Source organism: Stenotrophomonas sp. YAU14A_MKIMI4_1 (assembly GCF_003086855.1).
In the GTDB taxonomy this organism is placed as follows: Bacteria; Pseudomonadota; Gammaproteobacteria; order Xanthomonadales; family Xanthomonadaceae; genus Stenotrophomonas.
Genome location: NZ_CP025998.1, coordinates 4,226,725 through 4,246,735, shown reverse-complemented (window position 1 = coordinate 4,246,735; position 20,011 = coordinate 4,226,725). Strand labels below are relative to the sequence as shown.

The following is a 20,011-nucleotide window of genomic DNA, read 5'->3' as shown; positions in this document are numbered from 1 at the left end:
CGGGGCGGCTAGGGTAGCGCGTTGCCGCGGCGGCCGCTTGTGCCCCGCATCACGCGGCGCCGGCAGCGGCACAGACAGCGATATCGGCGTGCACGGTGCCGCCGTGGTCATGGCCCGCGGCGCCCACCTGCACCGGCATCGGCTGCAGGCCCAGGCGCGCGAACAGGGCCAGGTCGCGTTTGCTTTCCGGGTTGCCGGTGGTCAGCAGTTTTTCCCCGTAGAAGATCGAGTTGGCGCCGGCCAGGAAACACAGCGCCTGCAGTTCATCGCTCATGGCTTCGCGGCCGGCCGACAGCCGCACCATCGAACGCGGCATGACGATGCGGGCCACGGCAATCATGCGCACGAACTCGAACGGGTCCAGTTCGGCGCTGCCATGCAGCGGTGTACCGGGCACCTGCACCAGCTGATTGATGGGTACCGAATCGGGGTGGGCCGGCAGCGTGGCCAGCGCCAGCAACAGGCCGATGCGCTGCGCGCGCGTTTCGCCCATGCCGACGATGCCGCCACAGCAGGTTTTCAGTCCCGCATCGCGCACGTGGCCCAGGGTATCCAGGCGGTCCTGGTACTGGCGGGTATGGATGATCGAATCGTAGTAATCCGGCGCGGTGTCCAGATTGTGGTTGTAGTAGTCCAGGCCGGCCGCTTTCAGGGCACGTGCCTGTTCGGCGCTGAGCATGCCCAGGGTGGCGCAGGTTTCCAGGCCGAGCGCCTTCACCCCGGCAATCATCGCGGCCACCTTCGGAATGTCGCGTTCCTTCGGCGAACGCCATGCGGCGCCCATGCAGAAGCGCGATGCACCGGCGGCCCTGGCCTGGCGCGCCTTGGCCAGCACCGCCTCGGTGTCCATCAGCTTCTGCGCGTTCACGCCGGTGTTGTAGCGCTGCGCCTGCGGGCAGTACGCGCAGTCTTCCGGACAGCCACCGGTCTTCACCGACAGCAGGGTAGACACCTGCACCTGCGCCGGATCGAAATGCGCGCGATGCACGCTGGCGGCGCGGAACAGCAGTTCCGGCAAGGGCAGGTCGAACAGCGCCTGCAGTTCGTCGTGCTGCCAGTCGTGGCGGATGGCATAGGCCATGGCGGGACCTTGGAAGGGGTGGAACGAGGGCGGCAGTGTGGGTGGGTGGGTGAAGACTGTCAACTTCATGGTTTATTTGTAGGTTTACAGGCGGGAGTGCAGCAAGCCGCCGCCGCGGTGTAAGTTCATGGCTGCATAGGGAGTCGCGAGCATCTGCCATGGACAGTTCCCAGACTTACCCGATCCGCCGCGATGCGGTGCTGTGCAGCCTGGCCGAACTGCCGGACGGCGGCCTGCGCGTGGTCTTGGATGATCTGCGCCAGACCGATCCGCCTGGGCACTGGAAGCACCACGTGCTGGTGATCTTCAAGGACTACCCGGCGGGGCAGCTCGATCCGTCGGCGCTGTCGAACGAGGAACTGCAGGCATTCGGCCATTACGTGCTGGTTCGCCTGCTGGCCATCAACGGTTGCCTGCCTGCCGAGGAAGGTGCTGCCGAACGCGATGCGCCGCTTGCCGGCCCGTAGCGGCCGCAGGCACGACCGCGCCGCTACACTGGCCCGCCCAGCAACGGACCTGCCATGGAACTGCCGCACTTCGCCTACCACCCCGACCCGCTGGCCACCGGCAGCGTGATCGCCGCCGATACCGCATGCGTTTGCTGCGGGCAGTCGCGCGGCTACGTCTATGCCGGGCCGGTCTACGCCGAAGACGAATACGAACAGGCGATCTGCCCCTGGTGCATCGCCGATGGTTCGGCGCATGCGCAGCTTGGGGCTACCTTCACCGATGAAGAAGGCGTGGGCGGTGGCGGTGAATGGGACGAGGTGGACGAGACGATCATCGATGAAGTGGCGCAGCGAACGCCGGGCTTCAACGGCTGGCAGCAGGAGCAGTGGTGGACACACTGCGGCGATGCCGCCCAGTTCATCGGCCGCGCCGGTCGCGCCGAGCTGGAAGCGCTGGGCCCGGCCGCGCTGGCCGCGATCCAGGACAGCACCGGCTTGGACGATGGCCCGCAGTGGCAGCACTTCCTGGCGGCGCTGGACAAAGATGGATCACCCACGGCCTACCTGTTCCGCTGCCGGCACTGCGGCGAAGTGGGCGGCTACCAGGACTGCGACTGACAAGAGCCACGCCTACATGCAGGCACGCCGATACGCTCGTGTTTCCCGATGTGCCACTGCGGTGGCAAGCGCGCTGGCCTGCCTGCTTCCGCTGCAGAGCGGGGCGCAGCAAGCGGCGGCTACCGACATTCCCTACGCCACGCCCGACGCGGCCTTGACTGCCCTGCGGGCGCTGCCGCAGGTACGCGAGCGCCAGGACAACGACTGGGTGGTGCTGCACGACCTGCAGGGCCAGGTGTTCTGGTCGGTCACCCTGCCGGGCAATGGCTGGCATCCGTCGATCGTCCGCCGGCAACTGCGCGAGCAGCAGGGCGAAGTCCGTGTCGACATGCAGGTGCGCTGCGGCGCACCCAAGGATGACTGCGACCGCTTGGTGCAGGTGTTCCAGGCCAGCAACGAACATCTGCGTGCGGCGGCCAGGGCGATGGCCGAAGTGCCGGACAAGGACTGAGCCCACGATGTACGAATGGCAGCCCAATCGCCTGGGGCTGTAAGCCACTACAGCCCCGGCGTGCAGCGCAGCAGCCTCAGGCCGCCTTTGCCTGCTGGCGGGCGCGTGCGCGGCGCTCGATACTGGCGGCGAACAGCGGGGTTTCGCGGCCATTGTGATTGCCGCCGTCGCGCTGGCGTGCTTCGGCCGCTTCTTCGAACGGGGTGCCGTGCTCGGCGATGAAATCCAGGAATTCCTGGGTGGGGTGGGCGACCACGCTGTTGGTGTACTCGCAGGTGTTTTCGTCGATCTTCTTCACGCTCAGCGTCCAGATCACCTGTACGCGGGTGCGCCCATTCGGGGTGAAGGCATCGGACGTGGACACCATGCGGCACAGGCTGGGCGTGGCCACTTCGGCCACGTAGTGCTGCACCATCAGGGTCTTGCCGATCATTTCCACGTTGATGGACATGCGCGTGCCATCGTCGGTGGTGGTGCTGCCAGCGGAAATATGGTCGGGCGGGCAGCAGCGCTGGTACTCGGCTTCGGGCAGGTTGAACAGCCATTCGGCGATGTCCACCTGTTCGATCGGCAGGTTGATGATGGCGCTGTAGGCCGAGGAAGACAGCTGCTTGTCGCTGATGATGATGTCGGACATGTGCGGGCTCCGCAGCGGTGGGGGTGTGACCACTATCGGTTGCCGCTGCGCGCAGGGCAGCCAGCCATCGGTATGGGCGCCGCCATCCATCGGGGCGGCCTGCTCATACGAAGGTAGGCGCAATGCTGCCGGCAGGCCTTCAGCGGTTGCCGGGTGCGCGAGGGGCCGCAGCGACTGCATGCCGGCGCGCAGCGCGTCTGAATCCTCCATGTCACCCAGGCCGGCCTTCGCCAGCAGGGTGATCGCCTGGCCTTGGCGGCGGGCCATGTCCTGCACGGATTCGCCACTGGAATCGTTGCGCCACACCGTCCACAGCGCGCCCAGCCGGTCGTCGATACGCACCACCGCGGTATGGAACTCGTCAACGTCGCCCCCAAAGACTCTGGCCGGGCACAGCAGGATCGCGCCCTCCTTCTCTGAGGGAAGCCGCTGCCGCGGTTCGCCTTCCAGGCAGTTTGGAACGACGCGGCCGTCATGGGCCTGCAGCGCCTGCAGATCGACCAGGGTGAACCGCGCAGGCACCGCGCGGGCCGTGGCATCGGTGCCGTCCAGGCACGCTGCCCGCGCCCAAGGGCGTGCAAGCCGCTGGCACCGCGCTGCGCGATTGAGGCTTTCAGTTGACAGCGCGGGACTGCTAACCGCTACCTCGGCAGAGTCGAAGCGGATGGGCGCCTTGCTCTGCAGGCTGCGACGCTGCAGCGCCGACCGAAGCCTGTTGTCCTGCAGGCTGTCATCACGCGGGCCCAGAGAGAACTGGCTGCCGCGCTCGCCGTAACCCTGCAGGGCAGCGATGGGCAGCTCAAGGGTGTGTTGGCCAATCTCGATGCGTACCTGCGTGGCCAGCGTCTCCACGTCATCGTCCTCGCCGCGTGTCTGGCAACTGGCGGTCAGCACGATGGCTGCCAGCCACAGAACGTGTCGGCGTCTGCGCAGGTGCTGCGGCCGCTGTGATGCAACGGGCGCGGAAGACCTGATGAAGGTGTGAGGGGGCATGTGCGCGTCGACCGGTTGGGAGTGGGACGCAGCATGCCGGGCCTGGATGGTGCCATTGCGGGGCGAATGTGAAGTGGTGATGGAGTGCTTCGGCGCTTGCCGACAGGCGACGCCGATCTGCAACCCTTGCTCGCGCAGCGGCGCCCTACCAAGGCAGGGCGCCTGCAGGCCGTTGCCCGGTTACACCTGGGCCATGCCACCGTCGACGAACAGCTCGACACCGTTGATGAAGCTGGCCGCATCCGAGGACAGGAAGGCCACGGCATTGGCCACCTCCTGCGGTTCGCCCAGGCGTGCCAGCGGCACCTGCGCGGCCAGGTGGTCGAACAGACCCTGGCGGGCTTCATCGGGCACCAGGTCGCCCAGACCAGGGGTGCGGATGGGGCCCGGGCTGACCACGTTCACGCGGATCTTCCGGTCCTTCAGGTCCAGCGACCACGAGCGGGCAAAGTTGCGCACCGCCGCCTTGCTGGCGCTGTACACGCTGAAGTTGGCGGTGCCCTGGATCGACACGGTCGAACCGGTCAGCACGATCGAGGCGCCATCGACCAGCAGCGGCAGCGCCTTCTGCACGGTGAACAGCACGCCGCGCACGTTGGTGGCGAAGATGCGGTCGAAGTGTTCTTCGGTGATCGCCCCCAGCGGCAGCATGTCACCGCCGCCGGCATTGGCGAACAGGATGTCCAGGCGGCCGGCCTGGCGGGCAATCTGCGCGTAGACCGCGTCCAGGTCACTCGGCTGCGAGGCGTCGGCACGGATGCCGGTGGCCTGCGCACCGATGCTGGCCACGGCCGCATCCAGTTCCGGCTGGCGGCGGCCGGTGATGTAGACCGTTGCGCCCAGGCGGGCCAGGTGCTGGGCGGTGGCCAGGCCGATGCCGGTGGTGCCGCCGGTGACCAGGGCGATCTTGCCGTTGAAATCAGTGCTCATGGTGTTCTCCTGTAAGGGCTGCCGGGAGGGAGGTGGCAGCGGGTGGGAGAATGATGGGCGGCCCCGGTTTGGCGATAAATAATGCGCAATGACAATGACTATGCACCTGAGTGCATAATCGGCCGTATGAACCAGCTCAACGCCATCCATGCCTTCGCCCGCGTGGTCGAGACCGGCAGCTTCACCCGCGCCGCCGATTCACTGGACATGCCCACCACCTCGCTGAGCAAACTGGTGCGCGAACTGGAGGCGCACCTGGGCGTGCGGCTGCTGCAGCGGACCACGCGCCGGGTGGCGGTGACCGCCGAAGGCCAGACGTACTACGAGAAGGCCGGCCGCCTGCTGCGCGACCTGCAGGATGTCGATGCCTCGTTCAGTGCGGCACGCGGGACGCCGCGCGGCATGCTGCGCGTGGACATCGGCGGTTCCACCGCGCGTGACGTGCTGATTCCGCTGCTGCCGGCGTTCATGGCGCGCTACCCGGACATCCGCATCGAGCTGGGCGTGTCCGACCGCACGGTGAATCTGATCGGCGAGAACGTGGACTGCGTGATCCGCGGCGGCGCGCTGGATGACTCGTCGCTGGTCGCACGGCATCTGGGCGACGCGCGCCTGATCACCTGCGCCAGCCCGGCCTATCTGAAGGCGCATGGGGTGCCGGCGTATCCGGAAGAACTGCGCAATGGCCACCGCTTGATCAGCTATCTGCTGCCGTCGAACGGGCGCGCCGTGCCGTTCCGGTTCCGTGGCCCTGACGGTGCCTTCGAGATCAAGGCCGAGCACCGCCTGGGCATCAACGAAAGCAATGGCCATCTGGCCGCCGCGCTGGCAGGCCTGGGCCTGGTGCAGACCTTCGGTTATGCCGCAGCTTCCGCGCTGCAGAGCAAGGCGCTGGTGGAGGTGCTGCAGCCGTGGCGGCCGGCGGCCTACCCCTTCCATGTGGTGTACCCCGACAACCGCCATGTCAGCCCGCGGCTGCGGGTGTTCATTGACTGGCTGGTGGAGGTGATGCCGCCGTTGTTGGGGGGCTAGTGACCCGCTATGCGGGCAGCGCAGCGTCAGCTGCGTCGCGGCCGCACGGACACGTGGGGGTGGTCAGGAACATGCCAGCGCCACGGGAAGTCCGCCGCGCGGCTGATGCCGATGCGCGGTCCCACCACGGGCGACGCCGGCGGTGGCGTGCCATCGGAGGCGATGACGATGCCGCGGTCGGCGCCGACCAGGTCTGCACCATCCAGATCGCGGGTAATGCCGAAGGCCTGGGAAAGCTTGCCGGGCCCACTGGCAAGATCGCGCTCGCGCCTGGCAGCAGGCCGCGCCGCCTGCATGGCGCCCACGCCGGCCACGGGTTCGGCCGCCCTCAGCAGTACGCCGACGCCTTCGCCGATTTCCCCACACACCGCGTTGCTGCCCCAGTGCATGCCATAGGTGAAGTAGACATAGAGATGACCGGCCTCGCCGAACATCGTGGCGTTGCGCGCAGTCTGCCCTCGATACGAGTGTGCGGCCGGGTCTTCGCTGCCGGCATAGGCTTCGACTTCCACGATGCGCGCGGCGCGCCCGTCATCACGCACGAGCAGCTTGTTCAACAACTGGGGTGCAACCAGGGTGGGATGGCGCCGATAGAAATCGCGCGGCAGCACGTGCCATTGGGCGGGAAGCCAACAGAGGGTTGTTCCCGGCTTTTGTGTTGGTGCTGACATGTCACTGCATACGTTGCGCGATGGCCATCAAGCTAATCCGTCGTATGTGCAGTGCACGTGTCGGCTTGAGTGCGGCGCAGCGGTCAATCCTTACCGGACGGTGCAGCAGCGACTGATAGCGGACTGACGGCGTTGCGAGCATGTTCAAGCGCATGCACCTACGACGATTCCACAACGTCCTTACCCGCGTTACAAGACAGACACTGCAGCTGCTGCTTCCGCTGCGCTGTCTGGTCTGCGGCGAGCCCGGCCATGATGGCCTGGATCTGTGCGGCGCCTGTCTTTCCGATATCCCCTGGTCAGCCCGTGCCTGCCACCGCTGCGCGCTGCCGCTGCCCGATATCGCGCTGCCGGTGTGCGGTACCTGTCGCGACGAACCACCGCCGCAGGCGGCCACGCACGCCAGCCTGTTGTACCTGCCGCCGGTGGACCAGTTGCTGCTGCGCTTCAAGTTTCACCACGACCTGGCGGCCGGGCGACTGCTGGCCCAGCTGATGCTGCGGCATCCACCGGCGTGGACCTGTCCGACGCTGGCACCGGTGCCGCTGCATCGCCGCCGCCTGCGCCAGCGCGGCTACAACCAGGCCGGGGAGCTGTGCAGGTTTCTGCAGCAGCCAGTGTGGCGCGGGCTGCACCGCCGCCGCCATACCGCGCCGCAGTCAGAGCGCAGTGCCGAACAGCGCAGGGACAACCTGTTCGATGCCTTCGACGTGCGCGGACCGGTGCCGCCGCGGGTGACGCTGGTGGATGACGTGATGACCACCGGCAGCACGGTGCTTGAGATTGCCGAAACGCTGAAGCTGGTGGGCGTGGGCGAAGTGCGCGCCTGGGTCTGCGCACGGGTGCCGTGAGCGTGCCCACAGTGATGGATGCCAGTAGAGTCGACTGTCAGTCGACTATCGCGCGCAGCGCGGGATTTTTCGCGATCTGAAGGAAGGGCAGTCGACTGACAGTCGACTCTACCCAGTCGACTCTACCCAGTCGATTTGCCCGGTCGAGTTGCCCGGTCGAGTTGCCCAGTCGGTGGCCACGCCAGCGGGTCAGTGCGCGGATGCCATGACAGTGTCGTCATCGGTTCTGGCGCTAGGATGCAGGTTGGATCCTGATCGAAGGAGTGGTCATGCTGTCTCCGGACTCGTCCCGCCCGTCGCTGGTATCGGCCATTGGCCGCAGCTGGCCGATCCTGCTGCTGTATGGCGTGGTTGCGCTGGGGTTCGGCATCACCGCAGTGGGCTGGCCACTGTCGGCGGCCACCGCACTGGCCTGGGTGCTGGGCGTGATGGCCATTGCCGAAGGTGTGATCAGTCTGCTGGCGCTTATCACTGGCGGCAGTGGCGCACCGCGCGGCTGGCTGTTGCTGTACGCGTTGGCGTCGCTTGGCTTCGGCGTACTGGCGATCATCAATCCGCTGGCCACGGCCAGCGTGCTGGTGCTGCTGCTGGCCGTGTGGCTGCTGGTGGCCGGGCTGTACCGCATCGTGTTCGCCATTCGCGTGCGCAAGCAGATCCAGGGTGAGTGGCTGCTGATACTCAGTGGCGTGGTGGCCGTGGTGCTGGGCGTGCTGCTGGCCGCCAACCCGGTGACAGGCCTGGCAGTCACCACACTGTGGATCGGCATTGGCAGCCTGGTGTATGGGGTGTTGCAGATCGTGGTGGCATTGAAGCTGCGCAAGCTTACGTAGCGTCGAGCTTGCTCGACCAGGCGGGACCCCAGGTAGAGTCGAGCTTGCTCGACTGCAGTTCGCGGCAAGCCCGCGCGGCGCGCGATGGTCGACCAAGGTCGACCGCTACCAAGCGAAGCGGGGCCCGGTAGAGTCGAGCTTGCTCGACTGCAGTTCGCGGCAAGCCCGCGCGGCGCGCGATGGTCGACCAAGGTCGACCGCTACCAAGCGAAGCGGTGCCCGGTAGAGTCGAGCTTGCTCGACTGCTGTTGAATGGTCGACCAAGGTCGACCGCTACCAGACAAAGCGGGGCCCGGTAGAGTCGAGCTCGCTCGACTGCTGTTCGCGGCAAGCCCGCGCTGCGCGCGACGGTCGACCAAGGTCGACCGCTACCAGGCAAAGGGTCCAACCGCTTACCGGAAGTGCGCTTCGATCTCTTCCAGCGATTTTCCCTTGGTTTCCGGCAGCCACAATGCGGCCACCAGGAAGAACACGAACGTGCAGCCGGCCCAGAACAGGAACATGCTGGCGTAGCCATAGTGGCCCACCGTGGGCAGGAACAATGCCGCAATCGTGGTCGACACGAACTGGTTGATCAGCAGGGCAATGCTCATGCCGTTGGAGCGGATGCGGTTGGGCATCAGCTCGGACAACGCCAGCCACACGCACACACCGGGGCCGACGGCGAAGAAGGCGACGAACACCAGGATGCAGGCGGCCACGGCCCAGCCATGGGCAGGCGGCGGCACCGGGCCGATGCGTGCCTGTTCGATGCGCAGCGGCGCCTGCGCGGCGCTGGCCGGGTCGGCGAAGGGATTCAGGTGCAGGCGGCGGAAGAACGTACCGATCACGCTGTCCGGCTGCACGGTGCCGGCACGCTCGATGCGCAGTTCGCGGTCACCCGGGTTGTCGCTGCGCAACGCGCGCACGTTGGTGAAATCGCCGTAGGCGTAGGACACGGTCAGTTGCAGCGGCCGCCCTTCGCGGTCGATGCCCGCGCCCAATTGCTGCCACTGCGCGTCATCCAGTACCAGGCGCAGGTCATCGCCTTGCACCGCTGCGTGCAACTGCGGCTGCACATCGGCACGGCCGCGCTCGGCCTGGAAGAACAGCGTGGCGGCCGCCAGCAGGGCCACGCAGATGCCACCACTGCCGAGCATCAGCAGGAACTTGCGGCCCTTACGATCGACCAGCAGCAGCGCAGCCACGGTCATCAGTGCGTTGAGCAGCTTGATGGCCACGTCGGCACCATTGGCCACCGAACCCGACAGACCGGCCTGGTTGAGGATGTTCACCGCATAGGCCAGCACCGAATTGATGCCGGTGGCCTGGGTGCAGGCCAGCACCACGCAGGCCAGCAGGAAGGGCTTCACGTAGCGGCGGCTGAGCAACGGCTCGCGCTTGCCGTCGGCACTGCGGGTATCCGGTGCCTGGATCTGCGCCAGCGTGGCCTCCACCTGGTCGGGCGCCAGCACGCGCTGCAGGCTGCGCCGCGCGTCGTCCACGCGCCCACGCTGGACCAGCCAGCGCGGTGACTCAGACAGCCAGAACAGACCCACGCAGAACACGATGCCCGGGGTCAGGCAGCTCCAGAAAATGGTGCGCCAGGCATGGTCCTTGGCCGCGAACAGTGCCTGCGCCTGCTGTGCGTCGGGCAGGCGCCGCGCCGCTTCGGTGGCCGCATCCACCGCATGGGCCTGGTACAGACCGATCAACGCGGCCAGCACCAGGCCAATGGTCAACAGCAGCTGGAACATGGCCGCGCCACGGCCGCGCCGTTCCGGGCTGAGTACCTCGGCCAGGTACAGCGGCACCACCACGCCGATCAGGCCGCCGCTGATGCCCTGCAGCAGGCGCCCCAGCAGCAGCGGCGTATAGCCGGAAGCGAGCGCCATGATCGGAATCGAGGCGGTGAACAACACACCGGCCAGCAGCATGGCGCCACGGCGGCCGATCAGGTCGGCCACCAGCCCGGCGAAGAGCGAAGAGAGCACGCTGCCCAGCAGCACCGCCGCCACTACGAAGCCGAGCTGCTGGCTGCTCAGGTGCCAGGCCTGGCTGGCGGTGGCTTCCAGGTAGGGCAGGGCGCCGGCAATGATGCCGATGTCGATGCCGTACAGCAGGCCCCCCAGGCCGCCAATGAACAGCAGATAGCGAACGGGCCAGCGCGGAGCGGTACGTGCAGTCATCGACAGGTTTCCTGTGCGGCAATTCGGTGCGGGTTGCTTTCGTAGCGTCGAGCTTGCTCGACTGAGCGCGCACGGCGGGGCAGAGCAGTCGAGCACGCTCGACTCTACGAGAGGCGGAGAGCAGTCGAGCAAGCTCGACTCTACGAGAGGCGGTACGTCAGGCGTTTTCGGGTGCTACGAACGTGGTGCGTCAGGCTGGTGCAGCGTTGAGCTCAACCACGTGCCCACCCACCACCACCTGCTGCAGGCGCAGGCTGGCGTCGAGCACCACCAGGTCGGCCAGGGTGTCGGGCGCAATGCGGCCGCGATCCTGCAGGCCCAGGTAATCGGCCGGGAAGGTGGATACGCGCTGTGCGGCGTCGGCCAGGTCCAGGCCTACCTGCACCAGGTTGCGCAGTGCCTGGTCCATGGTCAGTGCGCTGCCGGCCAGCGAACCGCTGGCCAGGCGTACGCAGCCGCCGCATTTGTGCACGCGCTGTTCGCCCAGCGCGTATTCGCCATCGGGCATGCCGGTGGCAGCGGTCGCATCGGTCACCGCGTACAGGCGCGGAATCGCGCGCGCGGCCAGGCGGATCACGCCGGGGTGGATGTGCTGCAGATCGGGAATGATTTCCGCGTACTGCGCATGCGCCAGTGCGGCGGCGGCAATGCCGGGTCGGTAGTGGTCGACGCCGGTCATGCCATTGAACAGATGGGTGAAGCCCGAGGCGCCGGCCTGCAGTGCGGCCACGCCTTCTTCGTAGCTGCCGGCACTGTGACCGAGCTGCACACGGATGCCCATCTCCGCCAGCGCGGGAATCAGCGCGGTGTGCTCGCCGATTTCCGGTGCCAGCGTCATCACCCGGATCGGCGCGAGCGCATGCAGCCGCTGCACCAGCGCCAGCGTGGCCTCGATGGTGCGGTTGGGCTGTGCGCCCAATCGCTGTGGGCTGATGAAGGGCCCTTCCAGGTGCACGCCGGCAATGCGCGCGGCATCGGCCTGCGGCGCGGCCTGGGCCGCGGCGACGCCACGCAAGGCGTGTTCGATCTCGTCCAGGCCGGCGGTCATGGTGGTAGCCAGCAGGGTGGTGGTGCCGAACCGGGTATGGGTGCGGGCGATGGTGCGCGCCACGTCGCCGCCCTGCATCAGGTCCACGCCCGCCGCACCGTGCACGTGCAGGTCGATGAAGCCGGGCAGGATCACCGGCAGTTGCAGATCATCCGCGCCGCTGTGGTCATCCACCTGCAGCTGGCGCACGTGTGAATCGAAGTCGACATGGCCGCGCCGCCAGCCCAGCGGGGTCAGGATGCGGCCGTACAGGGAGCGTGTCGGGTTCATGGCGGTGTCTCGGCGATGATCACTTCGATGCCCAGCCGCTGCAGCCCCTCGCGGGTGGCTTCGTCAATGCCGGAGTCGGTGATGACGGCGTGGATCTGGTCCAGGCGGGCGATGCGGTGCAGGCTGACGCGACCGAACTTGGACGCATCGGTGAGCACCACGATGCGCCGCGCGCGTTCCACCATGCGGTGGTTGAGGCGCGCTTCGGCTTCGTCGTGGGTGGTCAGGCCGAACTGCAGGTCCAGGCCATCCACGCCCAGGAACAGGGTGTCGAAGCTGTAGGAGTTGAGGCTGGCCTCGGCCTGGCTGCCCTGCAGCGACAGCGACTGCTGGCGCAGCAGGCCGCCGGTCAGCAGCACGTTGATGCCCGGCGCGTTGGCCAGTTCCCAGGCGATGTTCAGGCCGTTGGTCATCACCGTTACATCGCGGTGGCCGCGCAGGTGGCGGGCCAGGGTCATGGTCGTGGAGCCGGAGTCGATGATGATGTTGTCACCGCCCTGCACCAGCCGCGCGGCGCGCGCGCCGATCGATTCCTTCAGCGGCAGGTTCAGCGCATCCTTTTCATGGATGTCCTGTTCCTGCGGCGGGGTGCGCACCAGGGTGGCACCGCCGTGGGTGCGGTTGGCCAGGCCCTGGGCCTCGAAGTGGGTCAGGTCGGCGCGGATCGTCACCGCAGACACGCCATAGCGCTCCACCAGGTCGGCCACCTGCACGGTGCCGTGTTCGATCAGGCGCTGCAGGATTTGTTGGCGACGGGAGCGGGTGTTGCGCATGGCCATCTCTCGGTTTCGTGTGAAAGGTAGAGATTAGCCGTTCGCAAGAACGCTGGCAGCAGAACTTGCGTTCTGCTTGCGGGCCCCGGCCTGGTTGCCGCTGCACGCACGCGCATATTCGCCCAGGCACTGGCCCACCCGATGCTGCGCCAGCGCGGCCGGCGTGTTGGCCAGCGTGCCGTCGCGCACCGCACGGTACTGCTCGGGCAGGTACTGGCTGAGCAGCACCAGCGGCGGCGCGTACTGTTCCAGGTTGGCGAACAGGGTCTGCACCGCCTGCACCAGCGCCGGTTCGCCCCAGTAGTAGCGGCAGCGGTCGCTGAAGGAGAACGCGCGCAGCAGGCGCAGCGCGGCGTCGTCACCCTGGTAGTACGACTGCCAGTACTTCGGCTGCGCCACCATCACCGCGTCCAGCACCTGCGGCAGGCGCGAACACTGTGCAGCCGGCAGCAGCTCGGCCTCGATCGCGGCCAGTGCGAACAGTGCTTCGCGATAGGCGAAGGTCGCCGCCGGGCCCACCTTGAGGATGGCGAAGTGATCGCGCACCAGCGCGTGCAGGCCGCTTTCGCGCTGGTAATCGGTGGAATGCGCTTCGAAGACGATGCGCGGCTGCTGTTCCAGGAAGTCGGCCAGCGCGCTGGCTGCCGCCGGGTCGTATTCGTGCACGCTGCTGTGGTCGAAGTCCACGCCCGGCTGCACCACCATGGCGATCACCCGCTGCCAAGCATCGCGCAGCTGCGGCGTATCGAAGGCGTGCTGGTGGATGGCCAGGGTCTGCGCGGCGGCCGCCGGCGTGGTCACCTGCAGGCCTTCGGCCAGCGAGGCTTCGCCGCCGGGAATCGGCACTTCGGTACCGATCACGTAGACCGGTGGCGGCAGGCCGTGCTCGGCGGCGGTGCGTTCGGCAATCTCGGCCAGCTCGGCCGAACGCGCGACCACGATGGCGTCGGGCAGCGGCACCGGGTCGTCGGCGCAGGACATGCTGCAGTCCAGGTGGATCTTGTGGAAACCGGCGGCCACGTAGGCTTCGATCAGCACGCGTGCATGGGTCATGGCTTCGGCGGCGGGGCGCTTCTGCCAGGCATTGGGCCCCAAGTGGTCACCGCCCAGGATCAAGCGCTCGCGCGGGAAGCCTTCTTCATCGGCCAGGGTGCCCACGTAGTCGCGGTACTGCGGCGGCGTCATGCCGGTGTAGCCGCCGAACTGGTCCACCTGGTTGGAGGTGGCTTCGATCAGCAGCACCGTGCCATGCGCCAGGGCCACGTGCATGGCCGCGCGCAGCACCTGTTCGTTGCTGCAGCAGACGCTGTACAGGCCAACATTGGCACCGGCGCGGTGGGAAGCAAGCAGGGTCTGCAGCGGGGACATGGTCAGGCTCCGGTCGATCAGGAAAGCGAGGGATGGCAGGCCAGCAGGGCGGCGCCGCGTGCACCACCGGCATCGCCGAAGCGTGGCGGCACGATGGGCGGCACCTGCACGCCGTTGAACAGATGCGCGGCGACGGCGGCGGGCAGCTGCTGGTACAGCGGCGCGTACTGCGACAGGCCACCGCCGAGCACGATCACGTGCGGGTCCAGCGCCAGCACCAGGGCGGCCAGGCTGTGGCCCAGCAGGTCGCGGTGGATATCCAGCGCCTGCCGTGCACGCGCATCGCCGGCTTCGGCGTTGGCGATCACGGCGCTGGCATCGGCGGCGCTGCCGCCCAGGTGGCGTTCGATCATGGCCAGGCCGCTGCCGGACACGTAGCGCTCCACGCAGCCCTGCAGGCCACAGGCGCAGGCGATCAGCGGCAGGCCGTGGCGCTGCAGCAGGTGGCCCGGCACGCTCCAGTGGCCCCATTCGCCCGCCAGGCCGTTGAAGCCGGACAGCAGGCGACCGTGCAGGCAGAAGCCGCCGCCGGCCCCGGTGCCGAGGATTGCGCCGAACATGCTGGGGTAGCCTTCGGCAGCGCCGCCGTGTGCTTCCGAAAGTGCGAAACACTGCAGGTCGTTGCCGAAGTGCAGCGGGCGCTGCAGGCGCGCCTGCAGATCGGCGGCTACGGTCTGCCCGGTCAGCGCCGGCACGTTCGCACTCAGTTGCCGGCCACTGCGACGGTCGCGCACGCCAGGCAGGGCAATGCCGATGGCCGCGGCGGGGCTGCCGAGCGCGGTATCGGCCTCGGCCACCAGGGCCGCCACCGCCTGCAGGAAACCGGCGTAGTCGCCCTGCGGCGTGGCCACGCGGCGGCGCCAGCTGACCTGCAACGTCGTATCGCAGGCCACCAGTTCAATCTTGGTGCCGCCGATATCGATGCCGTAGCAGGCGTGGGCGATCAGCTCAGCCATGGTGGATGGTGACGCCCTGCACGACGCGGTTGACGGTGCCGTCGGGGAACGGGTTGTCCGGGGTCAGGCCCAGCGCGGCCGAGCGCTGCAGTGCGTACAGCTGGGCAAAACCCAGCCACACCGGCGCCAACCACGGGTCATCCAGGGCTGGCACGCTGAGGGTGTAGTCATCATCGGCACCGATATCGGCATGCGGGCCGATGGCCAGCACCTGCCCGGCCACGCCGTCGCGGCGCAGCTCTTCCAGCAGATCCTGTTCGTAGCGGCGGGCCAGCGCCTGGCCGCTGCGCAGCACCACCACCAGGGTCTGTGCATCCAGCGTCGATTTCGGGCCATGGCGGAAACCCAGCGGCGTGTTGGCCAGCGCCAGCACGCGGCCGGCGGTCAGCTCCAGCACCTTCAGCGCGCTTTCGCGGGCCAGTGCTTCCAGCGGGCCGCTGGCCAGGTAGATCACCCGGTTGAAGGGGCGCTGCGCCAGTGCCGCCACCGCTGCATCCCAGGCGGCCAGGCCTTCGCGGCCCAGCGCGGCAATCTGCTTCAGGCGCGCGACGCGGGCATCCCACGGCGCGCGATCAAACACGGTCAGTGCGGCCAGCAGCATGCAGGTCAGGCTGCTGGTCATCGCAAACGCGCGGTCGCAGCTGGCCGAGGGCATCAGCAGGGTGCAGGTGTCGGCACGACCGGCGCCACGCCGGGCCAGTTCGCCATCGGCATTGCAGGTGATGTCCAGGAAGCGTGCCTGCGCCACGTCGCTGCGCACGCGGTCGACCGCAGCCACGCTTTCCGGGCTGGAACCGCTGCGCCCGAACGACACCAGCAGGGTGGGGCGGTCGCGCTGCAGGTACAGCGCCGGGTGGGTCAGCAGGCTGGTGGTGTGCACCACGCGCACCTCGGCCGGCCACTGCGCATTGATCGCATCGGCCACCATTTCGGCAATGAAGCCGGAGCTGCCGGCGCCGGTGAACAGCACGCGCTGGTTCGGATCGTTGAGGCTGTCGCCAAGGAAGGCCTGCAGGCGGTCGCGGGCACGCGACAGGTCCTGCGCCAGGGTTTCCCACAGCGCCGGCTGCTGGGCGATCTCAGCAGCGGTGTCGGCTCCGCCAAGGCGCTGCCAGGCGGACACATCGGAAAGCAGGGTGACGTCCATTCAGAGGTTCCAGTTGGGCCAGCGCACCATCTGCGTTTTCTTTCGAAATGTCAAATATCGAAAGTAAAAGAAAAGAAAATGGAGCGACGGGTTTGCCCTGCCAGTGCGTGGCATGCAGACGAAAGAAACGGCGGAATGCCGTATCGCACAACGCTTAATAGGCGCCTGCAAGCGCTTACACAAAGTATTGCGGCGCATCATCTTTCGTTTGGTGGAAATAAATCTTCCTTTTTGCTTTCAATTTATTGACATCTTTCGAATCGCTGCCCTAGAGTCGGCCCAACCGCTTTCGAAACGCCCGGTGAACGGGTTGGGAGTCTGTGTGGAGAACTGCGTTCGTCGCTCGCCGCTGCTGCTGGCGCTGCTGCCGGCATTGATGCTGGCAGCGACATCGGCCCGCGCCGAACCCGTGGGCAACCTGCGTTCGATCACCGCCAGCGACGGCCGCGAGGGCCTGCGCGCGTGGGACCTGCAGACCGACAACGGCACCCGCCTGCGCATTGAACTGCCGGCCGCCGACATCATCCGCGTGCAGGCCGGCCGCAACGGCACGCTCACTGGCGCCGGCGACAAGGCCGCGCCGATCGTGCTGCCGCAGCCCAAGGCGAACGTGCAGGCGCAGCTGGAAGAAGACGCGCAGGAAATCCGTGTGCGTACCGATGCGCTGGTGCTGCATGTGCAGCGCCAGCCGCTGCGCCTGCGCCTGGAACGGCTGGACAACGGCCAGCCCACCGCGCTGTGGCAGGAACTGCAGCCGCTGGACCTGGATGCCACGCAGAGCGTGCAGGTGCTGTCATCGCAGGCCGATGAAGGCTATTACGGGGGCGGCCAGCAGAACGGCCGCTACCAGTTCAAGGGCCGCGAGCTGGAGGTGTCCTATTCCGGTGGCTGGGAAGAGGGTGACCGCCCCAGCCCGGCGCCGATGCTGTTGAGCAGCCGCGGCTGGGGCATGCTGCGCAACACCTGGAGCGATGGCAGCTACGACCTGCGCCAGGCCGACCAGGCCACCCTGCTGCATCGCGAAGACCGTTTCGATGCCTACTACTTCGTCGGCGCCGACCTGCCCCGGCTGATCGAGCGCTACACCCAGCTGACCGGCCGCCCGAACATGGTGGCGCGCTGGGCGCTGTCCTACGGCGATGCCGACTGCTACAACGACGGCGACAACAGCAAAAAGCCCGGCACGGTGCCCGAAGGCTGGAGCGATGGCCCCACCGGCACCACGCCCGATGTGATCGACAGCGTGGCCAGGCAGTACCGCGAGCACGACATGCCCGGCGGCTGGATCCTGCCCAACGATGGCTACGGCTGCGGCTACAAGCAGTTGCCGGAAACGGTGAAGGGGCTTGCCGGCTACGGGTTCCGCACCGGTCTGTGGACCGAGAACGGCGTGGACAAGATCGCCTGGGAAGTGGGCAAGGCCGGCAGCCGCGTGCAGAAGCTGGACGTGGCCTGGACCGGCAAGGGCTACCAGTTCGCGATGGATGCCAACCGCCAGGCCTTCAACGGCATCCTCGACAATTCCGATTCGCGCCCGTTCCTGTGGACGGTGATGGGCTGGGCCGGCATCCAGCGCTATGCGGTGGCCTGGACCGGCGACCAGAGCAGCAGTTGGGACTACATCCGCTGGCACGTGCCGACCCTGGTCGGCTCGGGCCTGTCCGGCATGGCCTACGCCAGCGGCGACGTGGATGCGATCTTCGGTGGCAGCGCCGAAACCTTCACCCGCGACCTGCAGTGGAAAGCGTTCACTCCGGTGCTGATGGGCATGAGCGGCTGGTCGTCGAACGCGCGCAAGCATCCGTGGTGGTTCGACGAGCCCTACCGCAGCATCAACCGCGATTACCTGAAGTTGAAGATGCGCCTGACCCCGTACATGTACGGGCTGGTGCACGAGGCTGCGCAGACTGGCGCGCCGCCGGTCCGCGGCCTGATGTGGGACCACCCGCGCGATCCGCACGCGCAGGATGAAACCTACAAGTACCAGTTCCTGCTCGGCCGCGATCTGCTGGTGGCGCCGGTGTACCGCAGCCAGGCCGCCAGCCGTGGCTGGCGTCGTGACATCCACCTGCCGGCCGGCGGCTGGATCGACTACTGGGATGGCCGCCGCGTGCAGGCCGGGGCCGAGGGTCGCCAGCTCGACCGCCAGGTGGACCTGGCCACGCTGCCGGTGTTCGTGCGTGCCGGTGCGATCCTGCCGATGTACCCGTCCATGCTGTTCGACGGCGAAAAGCCGCTCGATGAAGTGACCTTCGACCTGTATCCGCAGGGCGATGCGCAGTACACGCTGTACGAAGACGATGGCAACACCCGCCGCTACCAGCAGGGTGAATCGAGCACGCAGCGGGTGCGCGTGCAGGCCCCGGCGCAGGGCAGTGGCCCGGTGCAGGTGCAGATCGATGCAGTGCAGGGCCAGTACAACGGCCAGCTGGCACAGCGCCGCTACGGCCTGCGCGTGCTCAGCCGACAGGCGCCGCGCGCGGTGCAGGCCGCTGGGCGCACGCTGCCCGCGCTGGCCGATGCGGCTGCGTTCAAGGGTGCAGCCGAGGGTTGGTACTTCGATGCCAACGAGCGCCGTGGCACCCTGCACGTGCGCACCGCCGCGCAGGATATCCGCCAGCCGCTGCAGCTGCAGCTGGACTTCGCCGTAGCGGCGGCGCCCGCCGACGATGCCTTCCCGGCCGCACCGGTGCTGGGCCGCGAACTGCCGGCCGACAGCCTGCTGGTGGTCAACCGTCCGGCTGAAGAACCCGGCCATGCACTGGAAAATGCCTTCGATGATGATCCGGGCACCTGGTTCCGCAGCGTGCGCAACCAGGCCGTGCGCACCGGTGCCCACGAGTGGGTGATCGGCTTCGGCGAGCGGAAGATGATCGATGGCATCGATATCGCGCCGCGCAACGACAAGAACTGGAAGCACGGCCAGGTGCGCGACTACGAGGTCTACCTGGGCGACAGCAACGGCGAGTGGGGTGAGCCCATCGCCCGTGGCCGCCTGCAGCTGAAGGAAGGCGTGCAGCGCATCGACTTCCCCGCCCATGCCGGCCGCCTGCTGCGATTCCGCGTGCTGAGCGTGCAGAACCCGGAAGGCGACGGCGCCAGCAGCACCGATCCGATGGTCACCGCCGCACAGGGCAGCGCCCGCGCCTTCGATGCCCTGCAGCCGCGCGATGTAGGCCCGATAGCCCTGTCCACCTTCCACATTCTTGAACACCCGACACCAGAACGGCCGGCCCAGCAGCGCTTTCTCTCGGAACTGCCGGTGCCGGCCGCCCTGGCCCAGCAGGTGCGCGCCGACCACGCCTTCCGTGGCGACGCTGGCATGCGCATGAACGGCCTGCAGTTCCGCCGTGGCCTGGGCGTGGCTGCCAACAGCCGTATCGACCTGCGCCTGCAGGGTGGCTGGCAGCTGCTGCGCGCCGACCTGGGCATCGACGATGCCTGCCGCAGCGCCGGTGGCCTGCAGTTCCAGGTCTGGGGTGACAACCACCTGCTGTATGACAGTGGCCTGGTGAAGGCGCCCGGCGTGGTCAAGCCGGAACTGGATATCCGTGGCCTTTCCACCCTGAGCCTGCGCACGCTGGGTGCGCAGGGCAGCCAACCCACCCAGGTCTGTGCGAACTGGGCCAACGCCGTGCTGATCGGCCAGGAGGGCGACTCGGCCAGCATCGTCGCCCCATGACCCCCACGTAACACCGCTCCTCCCCCGCCCATTCCGACTACGGCTTCCGAGCCGTG

The 20,011-nt window shown here is 67.8% G+C and carries 17 protein-coding genes; 7 read left to right on the top strand and 10 right to left on the bottom strand.

The annotated features are described in order from the left end of the window. Window positions 1–49 precede the first annotated feature (49 nt). A complete protein-coding gene (gene bioB, locus C1931_RS19135; RefSeq protein WP_108757464.1) occupies window positions 50–1,081 on the bottom strand; it encodes a biotin synthase BioB in 1,032 nt (343 codons plus the stop codon). Between the two features lie 158 nt (window positions 1,082–1,239). Here bioB and C1931_RS19130 point away from each other — a divergent pair, with 158 nt between their 5' ends. From C1931_RS19130 to C1931_RS19120, 3 genes are all read left to right on the top strand, one after another. Further along, on the top strand, window positions 1,240–1,548 hold the full coding sequence (locus C1931_RS19130; protein ID WP_108757463.1) for a hypothetical protein: 309 nt from the start codon (window positions 1,240–1,242) through the stop codon (window positions 1,546–1,548). A gap of 54 nt (window positions 1,549–1,602) precedes the next feature. Further along, window positions 1,603–2,148 carry a CbrC family protein gene (locus C1931_RS19125; protein WP_108757462.1) on the top strand — a complete coding sequence of 182 codons (546 nt, stop codon included), beginning with the start codon at window positions 1,603–1,605 and terminating at the stop codon, window positions 2,146–2,148. 61 nt (window positions 2,149–2,209) lie between these two features. Next, window positions 2,210–2,599: a hypothetical protein gene (locus C1931_RS19120; protein ID WP_108757461.1), complete on the top strand. Its 390-nt coding sequence runs from the start codon at window positions 2,210–2,212 to the stop codon at window positions 2,597–2,599. A gap of 76 nt (window positions 2,600–2,675) precedes the next feature. On the opposite strand, the gene C1931_RS20460 is transcribed toward C1931_RS19120, so the two are convergent. Both C1931_RS20460 and C1931_RS19110 read right to left on the bottom strand, forming a co-directional pair. Further along, a complete protein-coding gene (locus tag C1931_RS20460) occupies window positions 2,676–4,130 on the bottom strand; it encodes a hypothetical protein (RefSeq protein ID WP_199913896.1) in 1,455 nt (484 codons plus the stop codon). A gap of 279 nt (window positions 4,131–4,409) precedes the next feature. Next, complete coding sequence (locus C1931_RS19110; protein WP_108757460.1) at window positions 4,410–5,159, bottom strand: glucose 1-dehydrogenase; 750 nt, start codon at window positions 5,157–5,159, stop codon at window positions 4,410–4,412. Between the two features lie 126 nt (window positions 5,160–5,285). Between C1931_RS19110 and C1931_RS19105 the strand changes: the two genes are divergently transcribed. Continuing rightward, on the top strand, window positions 5,286–6,191 hold the full coding sequence (locus tag C1931_RS19105) for a LysR family transcriptional regulator (protein ID WP_108757459.1): 906 nt from the start codon (window positions 5,286–5,288) through the stop codon (window positions 6,189–6,191). A gap of 26 nt (window positions 6,192–6,217) precedes the next feature. On the opposite strand, the gene C1931_RS19100 is transcribed toward C1931_RS19105, so the two are convergent. Next, the gene (locus tag C1931_RS19100) at window positions 6,218–6,862 is read right to left on the bottom strand and encodes a DNA-3-methyladenine glycosylase (RefSeq protein WP_108757458.1); all 645 of its coding nucleotides are present in this window, start codon (window positions 6,860–6,862) and stop codon (window positions 6,218–6,220) included. A 152-nt stretch (window positions 6,863–7,014) separates the two neighbouring features. Here C1931_RS19100 and C1931_RS19095 point away from each other — a divergent pair, with 152 nt between their 5' ends. Both C1931_RS19095 and C1931_RS19090 read left to right on the top strand, forming a co-directional pair. Next, the gene (locus C1931_RS19095) at window positions 7,015–7,713 is read left to right on the top strand and encodes a ComF family protein (protein WP_108757815.1); all 699 of its coding nucleotides are present in this window, start codon (window positions 7,015–7,017) and stop codon (window positions 7,711–7,713) included. A gap of 269 nt (window positions 7,714–7,982) precedes the next feature. Continuing rightward, window positions 7,983–8,543, top strand: a complete 561-nt coding sequence (locus C1931_RS19090) for a DUF308 domain-containing protein (RefSeq protein WP_108757457.1) — start codon at window positions 7,983–7,985, stop codon at window positions 8,541–8,543. 392 nt (window positions 8,544–8,935) lie between these two features. Here the strand turns inward: C1931_RS19090 and C1931_RS19085 are convergent, their stop codons facing one another. The 6 genes from C1931_RS19085 to C1931_RS19060 all read right to left on the bottom strand — a co-directional run bounded on the left by C1931_RS19085 (window position 8,936) and on the right by C1931_RS19060 (window position 16,273). Continuing rightward, a complete protein-coding gene (locus C1931_RS19085; protein WP_108757456.1) occupies window positions 8,936–10,711 on the bottom strand; it encodes an MFS transporter in 1,776 nt (591 codons plus the stop codon). A gap of 190 nt (window positions 10,712–10,901) precedes the next feature. After that, window positions 10,902–12,029, bottom strand: a complete 1,128-nt coding sequence (gene nagA / locus C1931_RS19080; RefSeq protein ID WP_108757455.1) for an N-acetylglucosamine-6-phosphate deacetylase — start codon at window positions 12,027–12,029, stop codon at window positions 10,902–10,904. Next, window positions 12,026–12,802, bottom strand: coding sequence for a DeoR family transcriptional regulator (locus C1931_RS19075; RefSeq protein ID WP_108757814.1), 777 nt, complete (start codon window positions 12,800–12,802; stop codon window positions 12,026–12,028). Before C1931_RS19075 ends, nagA begins: the two co-directional genes overlap by 4 nt. 33 nt (window positions 12,803–12,835) lie before the next feature. After that, the gene (locus tag C1931_RS19070) at window positions 12,836–14,170 is read right to left on the bottom strand and encodes a D-tagatose-bisphosphate aldolase, class II, non-catalytic subunit (RefSeq protein WP_108757454.1); all 1,335 of its coding nucleotides are present in this window, start codon (window positions 14,168–14,170) and stop codon (window positions 12,836–12,838) included. Window positions 14,171–14,187: 17 nt separating this feature from the next. Further along, on the bottom strand, window positions 14,188–15,126 hold the full coding sequence (locus C1931_RS19065; RefSeq protein ID WP_108757453.1) for an ROK family protein: 939 nt from the start codon (window positions 15,124–15,126) through the stop codon (window positions 14,188–14,190). Then, on the bottom strand, window positions 15,119–16,273 hold the full coding sequence (locus C1931_RS19060; protein WP_108757452.1) for an SIS domain-containing protein: 1,155 nt from the start codon (window positions 16,271–16,273) through the stop codon (window positions 15,119–15,121). The genes C1931_RS19065 and C1931_RS19060 overlap by 8 nt, the downstream gene beginning before the upstream one ends. 322 nt (window positions 16,274–16,595) lie before the next feature. Between C1931_RS19060 and C1931_RS19055 the strand changes: the two genes are divergently transcribed. Next, the gene (locus C1931_RS19055; RefSeq protein WP_108757451.1) at window positions 16,596–19,955 is read left to right on the top strand and encodes a TIM-barrel domain-containing protein; all 3,360 of its coding nucleotides are present in this window, start codon (window positions 16,596–16,598) and stop codon (window positions 19,953–19,955) included. Window positions 19,956–20,011 lie beyond the last annotated feature (56 nt).

Excerpts from the sequence above, each read along its gene's own strand:
- C1931_RS19105 (WP_108757459.1), top strand. The coding sequence starts at position 5,286 with ATGAACCAGCTCAACGCCATCCATGCCTTCGCCCGCGTGGTCGAGACC.
- C1931_RS19085 (WP_108757456.1), bottom strand. The coding sequence starts at position 10,711 with ATGACTGCACGTACCGCTCCGCGCTGGCCCGTTCGCTATCTGCTGTTC.
- C1931_RS19125 (WP_108757462.1), top strand. The coding sequence starts at position 1,603 with ATGGAACTGCCGCACTTCGCCTACCACCCCGACCCGCTGGCCACCGGC.
- bioB (WP_108757464.1), bottom strand. The coding sequence starts at position 1,081 with ATGGCCTATGCCATCCGCCACGACTGGCAGCACGACGAACTGCAGGCG.
- C1931_RS19075 (WP_108757814.1), bottom strand. The coding sequence starts at position 12,802 with ATGCGCAACACCCGCTCCCGTCGCCAACAAATCCTGCAGCGCCTGATC.
- C1931_RS19095 (WP_108757815.1), top strand. The coding sequence starts at position 7,015 with ATGCACCTACGACGATTCCACAACGTCCTTACCCGCGTTACAAGACAG.
- C1931_RS19090 (WP_108757457.1), top strand. The coding sequence starts at position 7,983 with ATGCTGTCTCCGGACTCGTCCCGCCCGTCGCTGGTATCGGCCATTGGC.
- C1931_RS19065 (WP_108757453.1), bottom strand. The coding sequence starts at position 15,126 with ATGGCTGAGCTGATCGCCCACGCCTGCTACGGCATCGATATCGGCGGC.
- C1931_RS19100 (WP_108757458.1), bottom strand. The coding sequence starts at position 6,862 with ATGTCAGCACCAACACAAAAGCCGGGAACAACCCTCTGTTGGCTTCCC.
- C1931_RS19110 (WP_108757460.1), bottom strand. The coding sequence starts at position 5,159 with ATGAGCACTGATTTCAACGGCAAGATCGCCCTGGTCACCGGCGGCACC.
- C1931_RS19130 (WP_108757463.1), top strand. The coding sequence starts at position 1,240 with ATGGACAGTTCCCAGACTTACCCGATCCGCCGCGATGCGGTGCTGTGC.
- nagA (WP_108757455.1), bottom strand. The coding sequence starts at position 12,029 with ATGAACCCGACACGCTCCCTGTACGGCCGCATCCTGACCCCGCTGGGC.
- C1931_RS19060 (WP_108757452.1), bottom strand. The coding sequence starts at position 16,273 with ATGGACGTCACCCTGCTTTCCGATGTGTCCGCCTGGCAGCGCCTTGGC.
- C1931_RS19070 (WP_108757454.1), bottom strand. The coding sequence starts at position 14,170 with ATGTCCCCGCTGCAGACCCTGCTTGCTTCCCACCGCGCCGGTGCCAAT.